The organism is Stenotrophomonas sp. SBJS02 (assembly GCF_020428325.2).
In the GTDB taxonomy this organism is placed as follows: Bacteria; Pseudomonadota; Gammaproteobacteria; order Xanthomonadales; family Xanthomonadaceae; genus Stenotrophomonas; species Stenotrophomonas africana.
The window spans coordinates 4,136,213-4,153,518 of sequence record NZ_CP109812.1 but is presented as its reverse complement, the minus strand read 5'-3'; the positions used below and the strand labels follow the sequence as shown (position 1 = coordinate 4,153,518).

Here is a 17,306-nt window from a genome sequence, read left to right as displayed (position 1 = left end):
TGGCGGCAGCAGCGCCACTCACGCTTCGGGCAGCGGCTCGGGCACGGTGCCGGGCGCGAACACGCCGTCCTTCACGTAGGCGGCCAGGGTCATGTCCAGTGCGAGCATGCCGTCGCGCTTGAGGTCCATCAGTTCCGGTTCGACCATCGCCCCGTGCAGCACGCCCAGCACGGTGGCGTGCAGCATGCGCGCGGCGATCTTGGGGTCGGCGCCTTCGCGCAGCTGGCCCAGATCGCGGGCACGGCGCAGGGCGCGCTCCATCCGGTCCAGCGCATCGCGGAAACCAGCCTGCTGCATCTCGGTCAGCACCTTGGTGTCAGCCGACGCATCGCTGCGCAGCATGATCTCCATGGTCTTGCGCAGGCGCTCGTCCTCGGACAGCTCGATGAACGAGTGGATCATCACCGCGCGCAGGTCGTGCACCGGGGTGTCGCGCTGGTCGGTGGAGGTGCGCTCCAGTTCCTGCATGAAGGGCAGGTGCACGCGCTCGACGATCGCGGCCAGCACCTCGCTCTTGTTCTTGAAGTGCCAGTACACCGCGCCACGGGTATAGCCGGCGCGGGCGCCGATCATCTCCAGCGTGGTACGGGCCACGCCGTGTTCATGGAAACAGGCTTCGGCGGCGTCAAGGATGCCTTCCCGGGTTGCCTGGGTGTCCTCTTTGGTCTTGCGGGCCATGGATGGGTACGAGTGCGGGTGAAACGTGGCTGAATTGTACCGGTTTACAAACAAACACGCATGTATGTATATTTCCGTCCCATCATTCCCGCCGCGTGCGTGGCAGGCCGTCGCCGGCTGCTGCTCCCCGCCGGTGAGCGTTGCCTGCTGGCGCTTTCAGCCTGTATCAGAGCGTTTTGAGATTCCTTCCCCTAAGAGCCTTTCCGTCATGTTGCTGAGCCGAATCCGACCCATCGCGCTGTCGCTGGCCATCGCCGCGACCGTGGCTGCCTGTGGCGGCCAACCCGAGGCCCCCGAACAGGGCCCGGGTGACGTCACTGTGGTCACGCTGAAGTCCGAGACCGTGGGCCTGACCCGCGAACTGCCGGGCCGCACCAATGCCTTCCTGGTTGCCGAAGTGCGCCCGCAGGTCAATGGCATCGTCGCCAAGCGCCTGTTCACCGAAGGCGGCATGGTCAAGGCCGGCGAGCCGCTGTACCAGATCGAGGACGCCAGCTACCGTGCCCAGGCCAACAGCGCTCGCGCGCAGTTGGCCCGCGCCGAAGCCACGGCCAACGCCGCCCGCCTGAGTGCAAAGCGCATCACCGAACTGGCCAAGGTCGACGCGGTCAGCCAGCAGGACCTGGAAAACGCCGTCGCCGCGCAGAAGCAGGCCGAGGCCGACGTCGGTGCCGCCAAGGCCTCGCTGGATGCGGCCAACGTCACCCTGGGCTACGCCCGCATCACCGCGCCGATCAGCGGCCGCATCGGCAAGTCCAGCGTTACCCAGGGTGCGCTGGTCAGCGCCGGCCAGGCCAATGCACTGGCCACCGTGCAGCAGCTGGACCCGATCTACGTCGACCTGACCCAGTCCTCGGCCGAGCTGCTGCAGCTGCGCCGTGAGCTGGCCGCTGGCCGCCTGCAGGATAACCAGACGCTGCCGGTCAGCATCCTGATGGAAGACGGCAGCACCTTCGAGCACAAGGGCACGCTGGAGTTCTCCGAAGTCAGCGTCGATCCGGCCACCGGCAGCTTCGGCCTGCGCGTGAAGGTGGACAACCCGGATGGCCTGCTGATGCCGGGCACCTACGTGCGCGCGGTGATCGGCGGCGGCGTGCGCAGCGATGCAGTGCTGGTGCCGATGCAGGGCATCGCCCGCGATCCGAAGGGCGACACCACCGCGATGGTGGTCGGCAAGGACAGCAAGGTTGAAGTGCGCCCGGTCAAGGTCAGCCGCACGGTTGGCGACAAGTGGCTGGTCGAGGACGGTCTGAAGGCCGGCGACAAGGTCATCGTCGAAGGCCTGCAGAAGATCGGCCCCGGCATGCCGGTCAAGGCCACCGAGAAGGGCGCTGCTCCGGTCAAGCCGGACGCCGCCGCCCAGCCTGCCGCCCCGGCCGGCGACGCGAAGTAAGCGGAGAACCCCATGGCACGCTTTTTCATCGATCGACCCATCTTTGCATGGGTGATCGCCATCATCATCATGCTCGCCGGCGGCCTGGCCCTGTTCAAGCTGCCGGTCTCGATGTACCCCAACGTCGCACCGCCGGCGGTGGAAATCAGCGCCACCTACCCGGGTGCATCGGCCAAGGTGGTCGAGGACTCGGTGACGCAGATCATCGAGCAGAACATGAAGGGCCTTGATGGCCTGATCTACTTCTCCTCCAACAGCTCGTCCAACGGTCAGGCCACCATCACCCTGACCTTCGAGAGCGGCACCAACCCGGACATCGCCCAGGTGCAGGTGCAGAACAAGCTGCAGCTGGCCATGCCGCTGCTGCCGCAGGAAGTGCAGCGGCAGGGCATCAACGTGGCCAAGTCCAGCTCGGGCTTCCTGAACGTCATCGCGTTCGTGTCCGAGAACGGCAGCATGGACGCCAACGACATCGCCGACTACGTCGGATCCAATGTCGTCGACCGTCTGAGCCGCGTGCCGGGCGTGGGCAACATCCAGGTGTTCGGTGGCAAGTACGCCATGCGTATCTGGCTGGACCCGAACAAGCTGCATACCTATGGCCTGTCGGTTGCGGAAGTGACCGCAGCGGTCAAGGCACAGAACGCCCAGGTCGCCATCGGCCAGCTCGGCGGTGCGCCGTCGATCAAGGGCCAGCAGCTCAACGCCACCATCAACGCGCAGTCGCGCCTGCAGACCCCGGAACAGTTCCGCAACATCATCGTGCGCGGTGCGCAGGACGGTGCCGAGCTGCGCCTGGGTGATGTCGCCCGCGTCGAACTGGGTGCGGAATCGTACGACTTCGTCACCCGCTACAACGGCCAGCCGGCCAGCGGCCTGGCGGTCACCCTGGCCACCGGCGCCAACGCGCTGGATACCGCCGCTGGCGTGAATGCCGCGCTGGAGGACATGAAGAGCTTCTTCCCGGCCGGGCTGAAGGCCGAGGTCCCGTACGACACCACCCCGTTTGTGCGCGTGTCGATCAAGGGTGTGGTGCAGACCCTGATCGAAGCGATCGTGCTGGTGTTCGTGGTGATGTACCTGTTCCTGCAGAACTTCCGCGCCACTCTGATCCCGACCATCGCCGTGCCGGTGGTGCTGCTGGGTACCTTCGGCGTGCTGTCGATGCTGGGCTTCTCAGTGAACATGCTGACCATGTTCGCGATGGTGCTGGCGATCGGCCTGCTGGTGGACGATGCCATCGTAGTGGTGGAGAACGTCGAGCGCATCATGTCCGAGGAGGGGCTGTCGCCGCTCGAGGCCACCCGCAAGTCGATGGGCCAGATCACCGGCGCGCTGGTGGGTATCGGCCTGGTGCTGTCGGCCGTGTTCGTGCCGATGGCCTTCATGAGCGGTTCCACCGGCGTGATCTATCGCCAGTTCTCGGCCACGATCGTTTCGGCGATGGCACTGTCGGTGCTGGTCGCGATCGTGCTGACCCCGGCGTTGTGCGCGACCATGCTCAAGCCGCTGAAGAAGGGCGAGCACCACGTCGCCCATCGCGGCCTGGCCGGTCGCTTCTTCAACGGTTTCAACCGTGGCTTCGACCGCACCAGCGAAAGCTACCAGCGTGGCGTGCGCGGCATCATCCACCGTCCGTGGCGCTTCATGGGCATCGTGGCGGCGCTGTTCGTGCTGATGGGCGTGCTGTTCGTGCGCCTGCCCAGCTCGTTCCTGCCCAACGAAGACCAGGGCGTGCTGATGGCGCTGGTGCAGGCCCCGGTCGGTGCCACCCAGGAACGTACGCTGGAATCGATCGCAGCACTGGAAAACCACTTCCTGCAGAACGAAAAGGATGCGGTGGACTCGGTATTCTCGGTGCAGGGCTTCAGCTTCGCCGGCATGGGCCAGAACGCCGGCATGGCGTTCGTCAAGCTGAAGGACTGGAGCGAGCGTGACGCCGACAATGGCGTGATGCCGATCACTGGCCGCGCCATGGCAGCGCTGGGCCAGATCAAGGATGCCTTCATCTTCGCCTTCCCGCCGCCGGCCATTCCGGAGCTGGGTACCGCGTCGGGCTACACCTTCTTCCTGAAGGACAACAGCGGCCAGGGCCACGAGGCACTGGTGGCTGCACGCAACCAGTTGCTGGGCCTCGCTGCCGGCAGCAAGAAGCTGGCCAACGTGCGCCCGAACGGCCAGGAAGACACGCCGCAGTTCCGCATCGACATCGACGCGGCCAAGGCGACCTCGCTGGGGCTGTCGATCGACCAGATCAACGGCACGCTGGCTGCCGCTTGGGGCAGCTCGTACATCGACGACTTCGTCGATCGTGGCCGCGTCAAGCGCGTGTTCGTGCAGGCCGACCAGCCGTTCCGCATGGTGCCGGAGGACTTCGACCTCTGGTCCGTGAAGAACGACAAGGGTGAGATGGTGCCGTTCAGTGCCTTCGCTACCAAGCATTGGGATTACGGTTCGCCGCGCCTGGAGCGCTACAACGGTGTGTCGGCCATGGAAATCCAGGGCGAACCGGCCCCGGGTGTCGCCTCCGGTGACGCCATGGCCGAGATCGAGCAGCTGGCCAAGCAGCTGCCGGCGGGCTTCGGCATCGAGTGGACGGCGATGTCGTACCAGGAGCGCCAGGCTGGCTCGCAGACGCCGCTGCTGTACACGCTGTCGCTGATGATCGTGTTCCTGTGCCTGGCTGCGATGTATGAAAGCTGGAGCGTGCCGACGGCGGTGCTGCTGGCGGCCCCGCTGGGCATCCTCGGCGCCGTGCTGGCCAATACCTTCAAGGGCCTGGAACGCGACATCTACTTCCAGGTGGCGATGCTGACCACGGTGGGCCTGACCAGCAAGAACGCGATCCTGATCGTCGAGTTCGCCAAGGAAAACCTGGAGAAGGGCGCCAGCCTGATCGAATCGATCATGCACGCCGTGCGCGACCGCCTGCGCCCGATCGTGATGACCTCGCTGGCCTTCGGCATGGGCGTGGTACCGCTGGCGATCTCCACCGGTGCGGGCTCCGGCGCCAAGCAGGCGATCGGCACCGGCGTGCTCGGCGGCATGATCGTCGGCACCGTGCTCGGCGTGTTCTTCGTGCCGCTGTTCTTCGTGGTGGTGCAGCGCGTGTTCAAGCGCAAATCCGCGACGTAAGCGAAACGGCCATGCCGGCCTCAGGCTGGTGTTATCGAAACGGTAGTGCCGGCCGCCGGCCGGCATGACCTCCTGCCATCCGGCAGTACCGATGGAAGTCATTCCCATGAAAAGTACATCCCTGTTCCTTTCCATTACCGCAGCGCTCGTGCTCGCCGGCTGCTCCACCCTGGCGCCGAAGAACACCGCTGTCGCTCCGGCAATTCCGGCGCAGTGGCCGGCCGAGGCCGCGCAGGGCGAGGTGGCCGATGTCGCCGCCGTCGGCTGGCGCGATTTCTTCACCGATGCGCGCCTGCAGCAGGTGATCGACCAGTCGCTGCAGAACAACCGCGACCTGCGTGTGGCCGTGCTCAATGTTGAACGCGCGCGCGGCCAGTACCGCGTGCAGCGCGCCGATCGCGTACCCGGCGTGGCCGTCACCGGCCAGATGGACCGCCGTGGTACCGACGCCGGTGTCACCGAGCAGTTCGCCGCCGGTGTCGGCGTGGCCGAGTTCGAGCTGGATCTGTTCGGCCGCGTGCGCAATCTCAGTGAAGCGGCGCTGCAGCAGTACTTCGCCGTGGCCGCCAACCGCCGCAACGCGCAGTTGAGCCTGGTGGCCGAGACCGCGACGGCGTGGCTGACCTACGGTGCCGACGCGCAGCGGCTGAAGATCGCCGATGCAACGCTGAAGACCTACGAGGATTCGTTGCGCCTGGCCGAGGCCCGCCACGAGCGTGGTGGCAGTTCGGCGTTGGAACTCACCCAGACCCGTACCCTGGTCGAGACCGCACGGACGGATGCGGCACGCCTGCGGGGCCAGTTGGCCCAGGACCGCAACGCGCTGGCGCTGCTGGCGGGTGGCCAGCTGGATCCGGCACTGCTGCCGGACAGCATCGAACCGCAGCTGCTGGCGCTGGCACCGCCGCCGGCTGGCCTGCCCAGCGACGTGCTGCTGCAGCGCCCGGACATCATGGCCGCCGAACACCAGCTGCTGGCCGCCAACGCCAACATCGGTGCGGCACGCGCAGCGTTCTTCCCGAGCATCTCGCTGACCGGCAGCATCGGCAGTGGCTCGAGTGAACTGTCCAACCTGTTCGACAGTGGAACGCGGGTGTGGAGTTTCCTGCCGAAGATCACCCTTCCGATCTTCCAGGGCGGCAAGCTGCGCGCCAACCTGGCCATCGCCAACGCCGATCGTGATATCGCACTGGCGCAGTACGAGAAGTCGATCCAGGTGGGCTTCCGCGAAACCGCCGATGCGTTGGCATTGAACGTCAGCCTGGACGAGCAGGTGAGTTCACAGCAGCGCCTGGTGGAAGCGGCCGAACAGGCCAACCGCCTGTCACAGGCCCGCTACGACGCGGGGCTGGACAGCTTCGTCACCCTGCTCGATGCGCGGCGTACCGCCTACAACGCGCAGCAGACCCAGCTGCAGGCGCAGCTGGCACAGCAGGCCAACCGCATCACCCTGTACAAGGTGCTGGGCGGCGGCTGGCACGAGCGCGGCTAGTCCGCGCTTCTTCAGGTAGGTGCCAACCTTGGTTGGCACAGGGCCAGGCGCCTGCACGGACGCATCCGTGCCAACCAAGGTTGGCACCTGCCTGATGATCGATGGTAGTGCCGGCCGCTGGCCGGCATTGTCATTCCGGGGCCCGCTACACCGCTTCATCGTCGCGCCGCGCCGCATGGCAGGCGCGAACGCGCGCCAGCGCATCGCCGGCTTCGCGCGCCATCTGCTCGTACTCCGCGCGGATCTCTTCCAGGCGCGCTTCGTCCAGTTCTTCCAGATCCAACAGTTCGTTGTTGGCTTCGGCGGTCGCCCGGATCAGCTCGTCCAGCTTGATCTGCATCGCGGCGGTGTCCGCGTTCTGCGTGTGCTGGATCAGGAACACCATCAGGAAGGTGATGATGGTGGTGCCGGTGTTGATCACCAGCTGCCAGGTGTCGTTGAAGCCGAACACCGGACCACTGATGCCCCAGATCACCACGATCGTTACTGCAGCCAGGAAGGTCCACGGCGAGCCGGTGGCGGCCGCGGCCTTCTTGGCGATCGTATTGAACAGGTTTCGTACTTTCATCGTCGTCGTCCCACTCAGGTGACGAGGATGATCGGCAGTGGCCCGTGCAGGCGCCGTGCAGCGGCGGTCAGGCCCGCATGCGCTGCAGCCGCGGTGCCTGCAGGCTGCGCACCGGACTGCTCTGGTAGACGTGCTGCCAGCAACGGTCGACGAACTCGCGGGCCTGGGCTTCGCTCAGCCGCGGCATGATCTGCAGGGCGTACTGGGTCTGGAACATCTCGTCACGTTCGGCCTCGCTGGCGCGCGGCTGGGTGATCAGCGAATCGCAGGCGAACTTGATCCACGGCACGTACGAGCCGAACGAGTTGTGCGGCAGTGCGCCTTCGGCATGTTGGCGGCGCCAGTGATCCAGCTCGGCGTCAACGTTGATGACCGGAGGAATGGTGGGGACTTCAGCGTGCATGACAATCCAGTTCGGTTGAGTGGAAAGGGAGTGGGGGTTCATCGGAGTGTGGCGTATGTGGCGGTGCATGCCGCGTCAGCGGGATGTGGAGCTGGCGTTGGCATGGCCGATCAACTGCGCATGCTCGACGGCACCGAGATCTTCGGCCAGGTTGGCCATCGCGTTGCACAGACGCTCGTGGTCGAGCGGATGGTGATGGACCAGCTCCAGCTGCATGCGCTGGTAGGCGGTCCAGAACAAGGCGCCGCGCCGGTGCAGTGCATATTGCCGCTGCAGGCGTTCGCGGATCGGATCGAGGATCGAGTCTGGCGTGGGTCGTACGGCGTGCGCGCACATGGCTGGCTCCGCCGGGGAAAGAAGTCCCGGTAACCCCACCCTAGGCGCGGCAGCCGGGCGGGGTGTTACCGCAGCGTGTGCACGCTGCGCAGCTGACTGTGCACGGGTTCACGGCAATGGCCGCAAACGCTGCCGGCACTAGGGCGTGCCGGCACTGAAGCGTTCATTAAACGGGTTCAACAGGACACTGCGTGGTGATCATTCACCGATGTCTTCATTCCAGATCTCCGGGTGCTGCGCAATGAAGCCGCCCAGCATGTCCACGCATTCCTGGCTGTCCAGGTCGATCACGTTGACGCCGTTTTCCCGCAACCAGTCGATGCCGCCCTGGAAGGTGCGCGATTCGCCCACCACCACGGTGCCGATGTTGAACTGGCGCACCAGGCCCGAGCAGTACCAGCACGGTGCCAGGGTGGTGACCATGATCGTGTCCTGGTAACGGCGCTGGCGGCCGGCCTTGCGGAACGCATCGGTTTCGCCGTGCACGGACGGGTCGCCTTCCTGCACGCGGCGGTTGTGGCCGCAGCCAAGCAGGCGGCCGTCGTTGTGGTACAGGGCCGCGCCGATCGGCACGCCGCCCTCGGCCAGTCCCTGGCGGGCTTCGGCGATGGCGGTCTGCAGCAGGGCCTGGTAGTCGGGCGTGGTGATCATGCGGGGCTCCGGTAAGTCGTGGCCCGCCATGATACGGGCAGGGGGTGCCGCTGGCCCCCGGCGGTGCGATAATCGGGGTCATGAGCGAATCCCCCTACAAAGCCGGTACCACCCATTTCGGGTTCCGCGACGTCGCCGCCAAGGACAAGCAGAAGCTGGTCGGCCAGGTGTTCACCTCGGTCGCGCGCAACTACGACCTGATGAACGACCTGATGAGCCTGGGCGTGCACCGGGCGTGGAAGCGCTACTACGTGGCCACCGCGCAGGTGAAGCCGGGCGACCGCGTGCTCGATCTGGCGGGCGGCACCGGCGACATCGCCGCCCTGCTGAAGGAGCGCGTTGGCGCCGAGGGCTCGGTGGTGCTGGGCGACATCAACGCCGGCATGCTGTCGGTCGGCCGTGATCGCCTGACCAACCGCGGCCTGGTGCTCGGCCTGGACTACGTGCAGTGCAACGCCGAGGCCCTGCCGTTCCCGGACAACAGCTTCGACCTGGTCACCATCGCCTTCGGCCTGCGCAACGTGACCGACAAGGACGCCGGCCTGCGCGAGATGTACCGCGTGCTGAAGGTCGGCGGCCAGGCCCGCGTGCTGGAGTTCTCCGAAGTCACCGCGGACTGGTTCAAGCCGATCTACGACTTCCACTCGTTCAAGATCCTGCCGAAGCTGGGCAAGCTGTTCGCCAATGACTCGGACAGCTACCAGTACCTGGCCGAGAGCATCCGCAAGCACCCGCCGCAGGATGAACTGAAGGCGATGATGGGGCAGGCCGGGTTCGAGCGCTGCCACTACAAGAACCTGACCGGCGGCATCGTTTCGATCCACTCCGGCTACAAGCTGTAAGCCCGTTGTTCCGGTAGTGCCGGCCGCTGGCCGGCATCTGCGCGGCCAATCACCGGGCGACGGGGTTGCCGGCCAGCGGCCGGCACTACCGGCGCTGTGTCCGCCATTACCCCGCACCGCGCAACGCCTGCGGGGCCGGAGGGAGGTACCATTGGGGTTTGATCCCCGTAACGGTCCCGATTCATGCGTAATCCGCTGATGCTCCTTCCGCTGGCCGTGGCCCTGGCCGCCGGCTGCTCCCAGGAGGCGGCCGCGCCCGCCGCCGCCCCGACTGCCGCAAAGGCCCCCGCCGCCCCCGTGAACGCCGAGAACCGCAGCCACGACGAAAGCTCGTACGCCGAGCCGGACAAGGTCGTCATCAAGGACATCGCGCTGGACCTGAAGCTGGATTTCGACCAGAAGCAGATCGGCGGCACCGCCACCTACACCCTGGAATGGAAGCAGAAGGACGCCAAGCAGCTGGTGCTCGACACCCGCGAGCTGACCGTGTCCAAGGTCGAGGCCGTCGGTGCCGATGGCGCGCGCAGCCCGCTGCAGTTCGCGCTGGCCCCGGTCGACAAGGTGTTCGGCAGCAAGCTGACCATCGAGACCCCGGAACAGCCGGCCAAGGTGGAAGTGACCTACCACACCGCACCGACCGCCTCGGGCCTGCAGTGGCTGGCGCCGTCGATGACCGAAGGCAAGAAGCTGCCCTTCATGTTCAGCCAGTCGCAGGCCATCCATGCCCGTTCCTGGGTGCCGCTGCAGGACACCCCGAGCGTGCGCTTCACCTACAGCGCGCACGTGGTCTCGCGGCCGGACGTAATGGTCCTGATGAGCGCCGACAACGATCCGAAGGCCGCGCGTGATGGTGACTACACCTTCAAGATGCCGCAGCCGATTCCGTCCTACCTGCTGGCCATCGCCGCCGGCGACCTGGTGTTCGAGCCGATCTCCGGCCGCTCCGGCGTCTGGGCCGAGCCGACCATGGTCAACAAGGCCGCCAAGGAATTCGAAGACACCGAGAAGATGATCGGTGCCGCCGAGAAGCTGTACGGCGAATACCGCTGGGGCCGCTACGACATGCTGGTGCTGCCGCCGTCGTTCCCGTTCGGCGGCATGGAAAACCCGCGCCTGACCTTCGCCACTCCGACCGTGATTGTCGGCGACAAGTCGCTGGTCTCGCTGGTCGCCCACGAACTGGCGCACAGCTGGTCGGGCAACCTGGTGACCAACGCCAGCTGGAAGGACATCTGGCTCAATGAAGGCTTCACGACCTACGTCCAGGGCCGCATCACCGAAGCGCTGTATGGCAAGGAGATGGCCGAGATGGAGAAGCAGATCGACCAGACCGACCTGCTGGCCGAAGTGAAGGACATGAGCCCGGCCGACCAGGCGCTGGCGCTGCCGCCGCTGAACGAGCGCGACCCCGACGAAGCCCTCAGCCAGGTGGCCTACGTCAAGGGTGCATGGTTCCTGGAATTCCTGGAACAGCGCTTCGGCCGCGAGACCTTCGATCCGTTCCTGCGTGGCTGGTTCGATGACCACGCCTTCCAGAGCGCGAATACCGACCAGTTCGTCGCGTACATGAAGAAGAACCTGCTGCCGAAGAAGCCGTCGGCAGTGACCGAGGCCGAGCTGAAGGCATGGCTGGACGAGCCGGGCATTCCGGCGTTCGCGGCCAAGGCGCAGTCGCGCAACTTCAGCAGCGTCGATACCGCGCGCATCGCCTTCGCCAGCGCCGGCACCGTGCCGAGCAGCCAGGTCATCGCCGACTGGAGCACGCAGGAATGGGTGCGCTTCATCGACGGCCTGGGCGCGACCCAGCCGCTGGACAAGCTGGCCACGCTGGACAAGGCCTTCCACTTCACCGGCACCCCGAATGGCGAGATCGCCATGCGCTGGTACCCGCTGGCGATCCGCAGCGGCTACGAGCAGGCCAATGAAGGCGCGGCTGCGTTCATCGAGCGCGTCGGCCGTCGCAAGCTGATCCTGCCGATCTACGCCGAACTGGTGAAGACTCCGAAGGGGCTGGAACTGGCCAAGCAGGCCTTCGAAAAGGCCAAGCCGGGGTACCACCCGATCACCACCGCCTCGGTCCAGGACATGCTGGCCAAGGCCGAAGCCAAGTAAGAAAACGCGCCGGGCATCCCCCGGCGCTTTTTTTGTAGAGTCGAGCCATGCTCGACTGGCTCTTCAACAGCAGTCGAGCATGGCTCGACTCTACAGAATCGCGAATACACGAAGGACCTCCACCATGAAACGACTGATCCTGCTCACCGCCTGTACGTTGGCCCTGGCCGCCTGCAGCAACCCCGAGGAAGAGCGCAAGGCGCAGGAAGTCGCCGCGGCCGCCGTGCAGGCGCAGAAGGAGGCCAAGGCCGAAGACGTGGCCAAGCAGTACGACATGGCCGTGGCCGCGCAGGACTGGGAGCGTGCGCGCCTGCATGGCGCCTCGCTGCTGGACCAGTACAAGGACACCGCCGCCGCCGAGCGCATCGCCGCAGGCTTCGACGAGGTCAAAGCCAAGGGTGATGCCGCGCGCGACCTGCGCCGCATGCAGGCGCTATGGCAGTACAACCAGATTCCGGTGGGCAACAAGGGCAACCAGGTTTCGGCGCAGATCTACAGCAAGGAACGGGTAGACGTGGATGGCAGCGGCGCCAAGCCGGTGCAGCTGGTGTTCCGCGATCACCCGGAGTGGAAGCGGCATGCGTATCTGGTGCTGCAGGCCGGCGATTTCCGTTGCCCGCAGTGCACGGTGAAAGTGACCGTGGACGACGGCAAGCCGATTTCCATGGCGGCGTGGCGCCCGAAGACCGATGAAGCCATTGCCCTGTTCATCACCGACCAGAAGGCGCTGTGGAAGCTGGCGCGCAAGGGCAAGTCGATCAGCATCGAGTTCCCGGTCAAGGCCGGTGGTACCCGCACCGCCGTTTTCGAAACCGGTGGCGTCGACGCCAGCCGCATGCCGCAGTGGTGGCAGTGAAGGTTGCGGCGGGCATCGCAGTGCACGCCTTGTCCGCGATCCGGCACTGGGTGTTCGACATGGATGGCACGCTGACTGTGGCCGTGCATGATTTCGCCGCGATCCGCCGCGCGCTGGAGATCGCCGCGGAGGAAGACATCCTCGACCATATCGCAGCGCTGCCGGAAGCGCCGGCGCAGGCCAAGCGCGAGTGGCTGTTGGATCACGAGCGCGCGCTGGCCGAGGAGGCGCTGCCGGCGCCGGGTGCGGTGAAGCTGCTGCGCGCGCTGTCGGCGGCGGGCTGCCGGCTGGGCATCCTGACCCGCAACGATCATGCGCTGGCGAAGCTGACGCTGGAGGCGATCGGGGTCGGGGCGTTGTTCGACGATGCCGACATCATCGGCCGCGATGAGGCGGTGCCCAAGCCCTCGCCGGATGGCCTGCAGCAGCATCTTCGTCGCTGGGGCATCGGGGCTGCGCAGGCGGTGATGGTCGGTGACCACGCCTACGACCTGGAGTGCGGCCGTGCCGCGGGCGCCCATACCGTGCTGGTCAACCTGCCGGAGAACCCGTGGCCCGGCAGCGCCGACTGGCATTTCGCCGATTGCCGCGCCTTGCTGGCGGCCTGGCAGGGCGGCTGACGATGTAGAGCCGAGCCCACGCTCGGCTGCTCTCCGGTCAGATCGCGCTGGCGCGTGCAAGCCGAACATGGGCTCGGCTCTACAGAGCGCAGGCAACGTGCCGGTCGGAGGTTCCGGCAGTGCCGGCCGCTGGCCGGCCGTGTCGACCAAGGTCGACACCTACCAACAGCATTCCCGGCAGCACATCGGGTGGAAAGCCCCCTTGTTGTTCAAGGGGCGCGCCGAAGGCGCGGGGACAAGGTGGGATGCGCGGGCAGTTCGTTTACGCGTTCAACGCGTAACCGAACTGCTGCTTGAACTGCTCGTTGAACTCGTCGAAGGTGAAGCGCTGGTTCTGCGTGCCCGGGTGCTCGACCTTCAGTGCGCCCATCAGGTTGCCCATGCGGCCGATGGTCAGCCAGTCGTAGCCCTTCTGGATGCCGTAGATCAGGCCGGCGCGGAAGGCGTCGCCACAGCCGGTCGGGTCGACCACGCGGCGCTCGTGCGCCGGCGGGATGTCGTAGCTCTTTTCCGGGGTATGGATGACCGCGCCCTTCGGGCCGCGGGTGGTGATGTAGGCCTTGACCCGGCTGACGATCTCCTTCTCGTCCCAGCCGGTGCGTTCCTGCAGCAGGTTCGACTCGTAGTCGTTCACCACCACGTAGTCGGCCTGCTCGATGAACTCGCGCAGTTCCGGGCCGTTGAACAGCGGCATGGCCTGGCCCGGGTCGAAGATGAACGGGATGCCGTCTTCGTGGAATTCCTGCGCGTTCTGGATCATGCCCTCGCGGCCGTCCGGGCCGACCAGGCCCAGGGTCACGCCCGGCACGCCACGCACGTGGTTCTCGTAGGAACGCATCATCGCGCCCGGGTGGAAGGCGGTGATCTGGTTGTTGTCGTGGTCGGTAGTGATGAACGCCTGCGGGGTGAACAGCTCATCGATCACGCGCACGCGCGACAGGTCGATGCCCAGGCCTTCGAAGTACTCGCGGTACGGGCCGAAGTCCGAACCCACGGTGCCCATCGGGATCGGCTGGCCGCCCAGCAGGTGCAGGTTGTAGGCGATGTTGCCGGCGCAGCCGCCGAACTCGCGGCGCATGCGCGGCACCAGGAAGGACACGTTCAGGATGTGCACCTTGTCCGGCAGGATGTGATTCTTGAACTGGTCCGGGAACACCATGATGGTGTCGAAGGCAAGAGAACCACAGATCAGAGCGGACATCGATGTAAGCCTATGCGGTGAATTTTGGGGTGGGCCGGCCCGGTTCGGCGGGCAAGCAAACGGCGCCCTTGGGCGCCCGACGGCGCAAAGGTTACCCGCTGGTGCCGCTCAGGGCCAGAAGCGGGTGAGACCCGATCAGGCCGAAAGCCTGTGAAGACGCGGGTTCAGCTAGTTTTTTCCTTGCTCGGCGGCAGGCGGGTTGCTAGGCTTGTCGGCCTCGATTTCTGCCCATTTTTTCGCCATCCCGCGGCGGGCACGACACCCCTCAGGACTCCTTCCTCAGATGTTCAAGAAACTCCGTGGCATGTTCTCCAACGACCTGTCCATCGACCTGGGCACGGCCAACACCCTCATCTACGTGCGCGGGCAGGGGATCGTGCTGAACGAGCCATCGGTCGTGGCCGTGCGTCAGGACCGTGCCATCGGTGGCACCCGCTCGGTGGCAGCCGTAGGCGCCGAAGCCAAGCAGATGCTTGGCCGTACCCCGGGCCACATCACCACCATCCGCCCGATGAAGGACGGCGTCATCGCCGACTTCACCTATACCGAGGCGATGCTCAAGCACTTCATCAAGAAGGTGCACAAGTCGCGCGTGCTGCGCCCGAGCCCGCGCGTGCTGGTCTGCGTGCCGGCCGGTTCGACCCAGGTCGAGCGCCGCGCGATCAAGGAATCGGCAGAGGAAGCCGGTGCCCGTGATGTGTTCCTGATCGAAGAACCGATGGCCGCCGCGATCGGCGCCGGCATGCCGGTTACCGAAGCGCGTGGCTCGATGGTCATCGACATCGGCGGCGGCACCACCGAAGTGGCGGTGATCTCGCTCAACGGCATCGTCTACTCCGCGTCGGTCCGCATCGGTGGCGACCGCTTCGACGAGTCGATCACCAACTACGTGCGCCGCAACCACGGCATGCTGATCGGTGAAGCCACCGCCGAGCGCATCAAGGTGGAGCTGGGCTGCGCCTACCCGCAGGCGGAAGTGATCGAGATGGAAATCTCCGGTCGGAACCTTGCCGAGGGCGTGCCGAAGATGATCAAGATCAGCTCCAACGAGGTGCTTGAAGCCCTGCACGAGCCGCTGTCGGGCATCGTCAGCGCGGTCAAGCTGGCGCTGGAGCAGACCCCGCCGGAACTGTGCGCCGACGTCGCCGAGCGCGGCATCGTGCTGACCGGTGGTGGCGCCCTGCTGCGTGACCTGGACCGCCTGATTTCCGAGGAAACCGGCCTGCACGTGCAGGTGGCGGACGATCCGCTGACCTGCGTGGCCCGCGGCGGTGGCCGTGCGCTGGAGCTGGTCGACATGCACGGCAACGAGTTCTTTGCGCCGGAATAAGCCGTCCCGGCTGCCTGCGCCCGCAGCGCCCCTCCGGGGTGCGGCCCACCACGAGGGTGGGCCGGCACCGGCGGGCGCCCGCGTGTTTCCCTTCCGCCTTCTGCCAGTTGAATCGTTGCCGTGCCGCCCTACGCCGGACCTCCCGTTGCTTCCCGATCCGGTGATGCCGCCAGCCCGCTGCGTCTGCTGGCTTATCTCGCACTGGCCATCACCCTGATCGTGCTTGACGACCAGGCCGGCTGGCTCGCGCAGCTGCGCGGGCAGGCCAACAGCCTGGTGCAGCCGGTATGGGCACTGGCGGGCCTGCCGGGCAAGCTCGGCAACCAGGTCAAGGATTCGGCGGCCAGCCACGGCCAGCTGGTCAACGAGAACCGTGAACTGCGCAACCAGCTGCTGCTGGCCAACGCGCGCCTGACCCGCCTGCAGACCGCCGCGCTGGACAACGCCCAGCTGCGCGAACTGCTGAACGTGGCCGAGCGCAGTGGCCTGGACGTGCAGTTGGCGCCGATCCTGGACATCGACCTGGACCCGGTGAAGCAGCGCCTGGTACTCGACGCCGGCAGTCGCGAAGGCGTGCACGTCGGCCAAGCGGTGATCGATGCCGGCGGCCTGATGGGCCAGGTGATCAGCGTCACTGGCGGTACCTCCACCGTGCTGCTGCTGACCGACCCCGACCACGCGGTGCCGGTGACCGTGGCCCGCAACGGCGTGCGCCTGATCGTCTACGGCCGCGGCGACAAGCTGGAACTGCGCGACATCCCGCTCAGCGCCGGCGTTGAAGTGGGCGATGAGATCGTCACCTCCGGCCTCGGGGGCCGTTTCCCGGCTGGCTTCCCGGTCGGCACCATCACCGGCCTGCGCCCGGACGATACCCATGCCTTCCTGGTTGGCGAACTGAAGCCGGCCGCCCAGCTGGACCGCGGCCGCGACGTGCTGCTGCTGCGCCCCGGCGCTGCGATCCGTATTCCGCCGAACCTGCGCCTGCAGCTGGAAGAGACCGCCCCGGGTGGCCCGGCCACCGGTGCCGCTGTACCGGCGCCGACAGCGCCGCCTGCCACTTCGCCTGCCGCGGGCCCGGCTTCGGTGGCGGCAACGCCTGCGCCTGCGACGGCAACAACGCCGGCTGCCCCATCGCCAGCCAAAGCCGCGTCGACCGTGCCGCAAGCGACTGAACCGCCCCCGCCCGCTGCGGAGGCCCAGCGATGAGCCGCCTGCGCGACAACCCATGGGTGCTGCCGGCCAGCCTGGTGGTGGCGCTGCTGCTGGGCCTGCTGCCGCTGCCGGCGCTGCTGCAGCCGCTGCGCCCGTACTGGCTGGCGCTGGTGCTGGCCTATTGGGTGATCGAAGCGCCCGAGCGCGTCGGCCTGGGCGTCGCTTTCACCAGTGGCGTCATCGCCGACCTGCTGTATGGCGGCGTGCTTGGCGAACAGGCACTGCGGCTGGTGATGCTGGCCTTCATCCTGCAGCGCTTCCGCGCCCGCATCCGCTTCTTCCCGATGTCGCAGCAGATGCTGGCCATCGGCGGCCTGCTGTTCAACGACCGCATCGTCAGCGCGCTGGTGCACATCCTGGTGGGTGAACCCACCCTGCCGTGGTCGTACTGGTGGGCACCGCTGTTGGGCATGGGCCTGTGGCCGCTGGTGTTCGTGCTGCTGGATGCGGTGCGCTTCGGCAAGCGTGGGCGCTGAG

General features: G+C 66.7%; 16 protein-coding genes. 10 read left to right on the top strand and 6 right to left on the bottom strand.

The features are described 5' to 3' along the window. Window positions 1-18: 18 nt before the first annotated feature. The gene (smeT, locus tag FQS62_RS19150; protein ID WP_100442838.1) at window positions 19-678 is read right to left on the bottom strand and encodes an efflux transporter SmeDEF transcriptional repressor SmeT; all 660 of its coding nucleotides are present in this window, start codon (window positions 676-678) and stop codon (window positions 19-21) included. Between the two features lie 208 nt (window positions 679-886). Here smeT and smeD point away from each other — a divergent pair, with 208 nt between their 5' ends. The 3 genes from smeD to smeF all read left to right on the top strand — a co-directional run bounded on the left by smeD (window position 887) and on the right by smeF (window position 6,698). After that, window positions 887-2,071, top strand: a complete 1,185-nt coding sequence (gene smeD / locus FQS62_RS19145) for a multidrug efflux RND transporter periplasmic adaptor subunit SmeD (RefSeq protein ID WP_049443973.1) — start codon at window positions 887-889, stop codon at window positions 2,069-2,071. A 12-nt stretch (window positions 2,072-2,083) separates the two neighbouring features. Beyond that, entirely contained in the window at window positions 2,084-5,206 is a 3,123-nt protein-coding gene (smeE, locus tag FQS62_RS19140) for a multidrug efflux RND transporter permease subunit SmeE (protein WP_088479125.1), read from the top strand. 91 nt (window positions 5,207-5,297) lie between these two features. Continuing rightward, window positions 5,298-6,698, top strand: coding sequence for a multidrug efflux RND transporter outer membrane subunit SmeF (smeF, locus tag FQS62_RS19135; protein ID WP_164159147.1), 1,401 nt, complete (start codon window positions 5,298-5,300; stop codon window positions 6,696-6,698). Between the two features lie 145 nt (window positions 6,699-6,843). Here smeF and FQS62_RS19130 read toward each other — a convergent pair whose 3' ends face one another. The 4 genes from FQS62_RS19130 to FQS62_RS19115 form a co-directional block, all read right to left on the bottom strand. Beyond that, a complete protein-coding gene (locus FQS62_RS19130; RefSeq protein WP_049443977.1) occupies window positions 6,844-7,266 on the bottom strand; it encodes a low affinity iron permease family protein in 423 nt (140 codons plus the stop codon). A 67-nt stretch (window positions 7,267-7,333) separates the two neighbouring features. Continuing rightward, the gene (locus FQS62_RS19125) at window positions 7,334-7,669 is read right to left on the bottom strand and encodes a hypothetical protein (RefSeq protein WP_005411085.1); all 336 of its coding nucleotides are present in this window, start codon (window positions 7,667-7,669) and stop codon (window positions 7,334-7,336) included. Window positions 7,670-7,744: 75 nt separating this feature from the next. Continuing rightward, window positions 7,745-8,005 (bottom strand): hypothetical protein, encoded by a 261-nt coding sequence (locus tag FQS62_RS19120; RefSeq protein ID WP_049443978.1) that lies wholly within the window; start codon window positions 8,003-8,005, stop codon window positions 7,745-7,747. 198 nt (window positions 8,006-8,203) lie between these two features. After that, window positions 8,204-8,656, bottom strand: coding sequence for a nucleoside deaminase (locus FQS62_RS19115; RefSeq protein WP_208044200.1), 453 nt, complete (start codon window positions 8,654-8,656; stop codon window positions 8,204-8,206). Window positions 8,657-8,736: 80 nt separating this feature from the next. Between FQS62_RS19115 and ubiE the strand changes: the two genes are divergently transcribed. From ubiE to FQS62_RS19095, 4 genes are all read left to right on the top strand, one after another. Then, window positions 8,737-9,498 carry a bifunctional demethylmenaquinone methyltransferase/2-methoxy-6-polyprenyl-1,4-benzoquinol methylase UbiE gene (gene ubiE, locus FQS62_RS19110; protein ID WP_005411082.1) on the top strand — a complete coding sequence of 254 codons (762 nt, stop codon included), beginning with the start codon at window positions 8,737-8,739 and terminating at the stop codon, window positions 9,496-9,498. A gap of 183 nt (window positions 9,499-9,681) precedes the next feature. Then, a complete protein-coding gene (locus FQS62_RS19105) occupies window positions 9,682-11,610 on the top strand; it encodes a M1 family metallopeptidase (protein ID WP_107380442.1) in 1,929 nt (642 codons plus the stop codon). Between the two features lie 124 nt (window positions 11,611-11,734). Continuing rightward, window positions 11,735-12,466: an outer membrane protein assembly factor BamD gene (locus FQS62_RS19100; protein WP_099590203.1), complete on the top strand. Its 732-nt coding sequence runs from the start codon at window positions 11,735-11,737 to the stop codon at window positions 12,464-12,466. Then, window positions 12,454-13,086: an HAD family hydrolase gene (locus FQS62_RS19095; RefSeq protein ID WP_049443983.1), complete on the top strand. Its 633-nt coding sequence runs from the start codon at window positions 12,454-12,456 to the stop codon at window positions 13,084-13,086. Before FQS62_RS19100 ends, FQS62_RS19095 begins: the two co-directional genes overlap by 13 nt. Window positions 13,087-13,348: 262 nt before the next feature. Here the strand turns inward: FQS62_RS19095 and FQS62_RS19090 are convergent, their stop codons facing one another. After that, window positions 13,349-14,287, bottom strand: coding sequence for a carbohydrate kinase family protein (locus FQS62_RS19090; protein ID WP_049443985.1), 939 nt, complete (start codon window positions 14,285-14,287; stop codon window positions 13,349-13,351). Between the two features lie 283 nt (window positions 14,288-14,570). Between FQS62_RS19090 and FQS62_RS19085 the strand changes: the two genes are divergently transcribed. The 3 genes from FQS62_RS19085 to mreD all read left to right on the top strand — a co-directional run bounded on the left by FQS62_RS19085 (window position 14,571) and on the right by mreD (window position 17,305). Next, complete coding sequence (locus FQS62_RS19085; protein WP_005419402.1) at window positions 14,571-15,617, top strand: rod shape-determining protein; 1,047 nt, start codon at window positions 14,571-14,573, stop codon at window positions 15,615-15,617. Between the two features lie 120 nt (window positions 15,618-15,737). Further along, on the top strand, window positions 15,738-16,823 hold the full coding sequence (gene mreC / locus FQS62_RS19080; RefSeq protein WP_268922680.1) for a rod shape-determining protein MreC: 1,086 nt from the start codon (window positions 15,738-15,740) through the stop codon (window positions 16,821-16,823). After that, window positions 16,820-17,305, top strand: a complete 486-nt coding sequence (gene mreD, locus FQS62_RS19075) for a rod shape-determining protein MreD (protein WP_049443989.1) — start codon at window positions 16,820-16,822, stop codon at window positions 17,303-17,305. The genes mreC and mreD overlap by 4 nt, the downstream gene beginning before the upstream one ends. Window position 17,306: the final 1 nt, after the last annotated feature.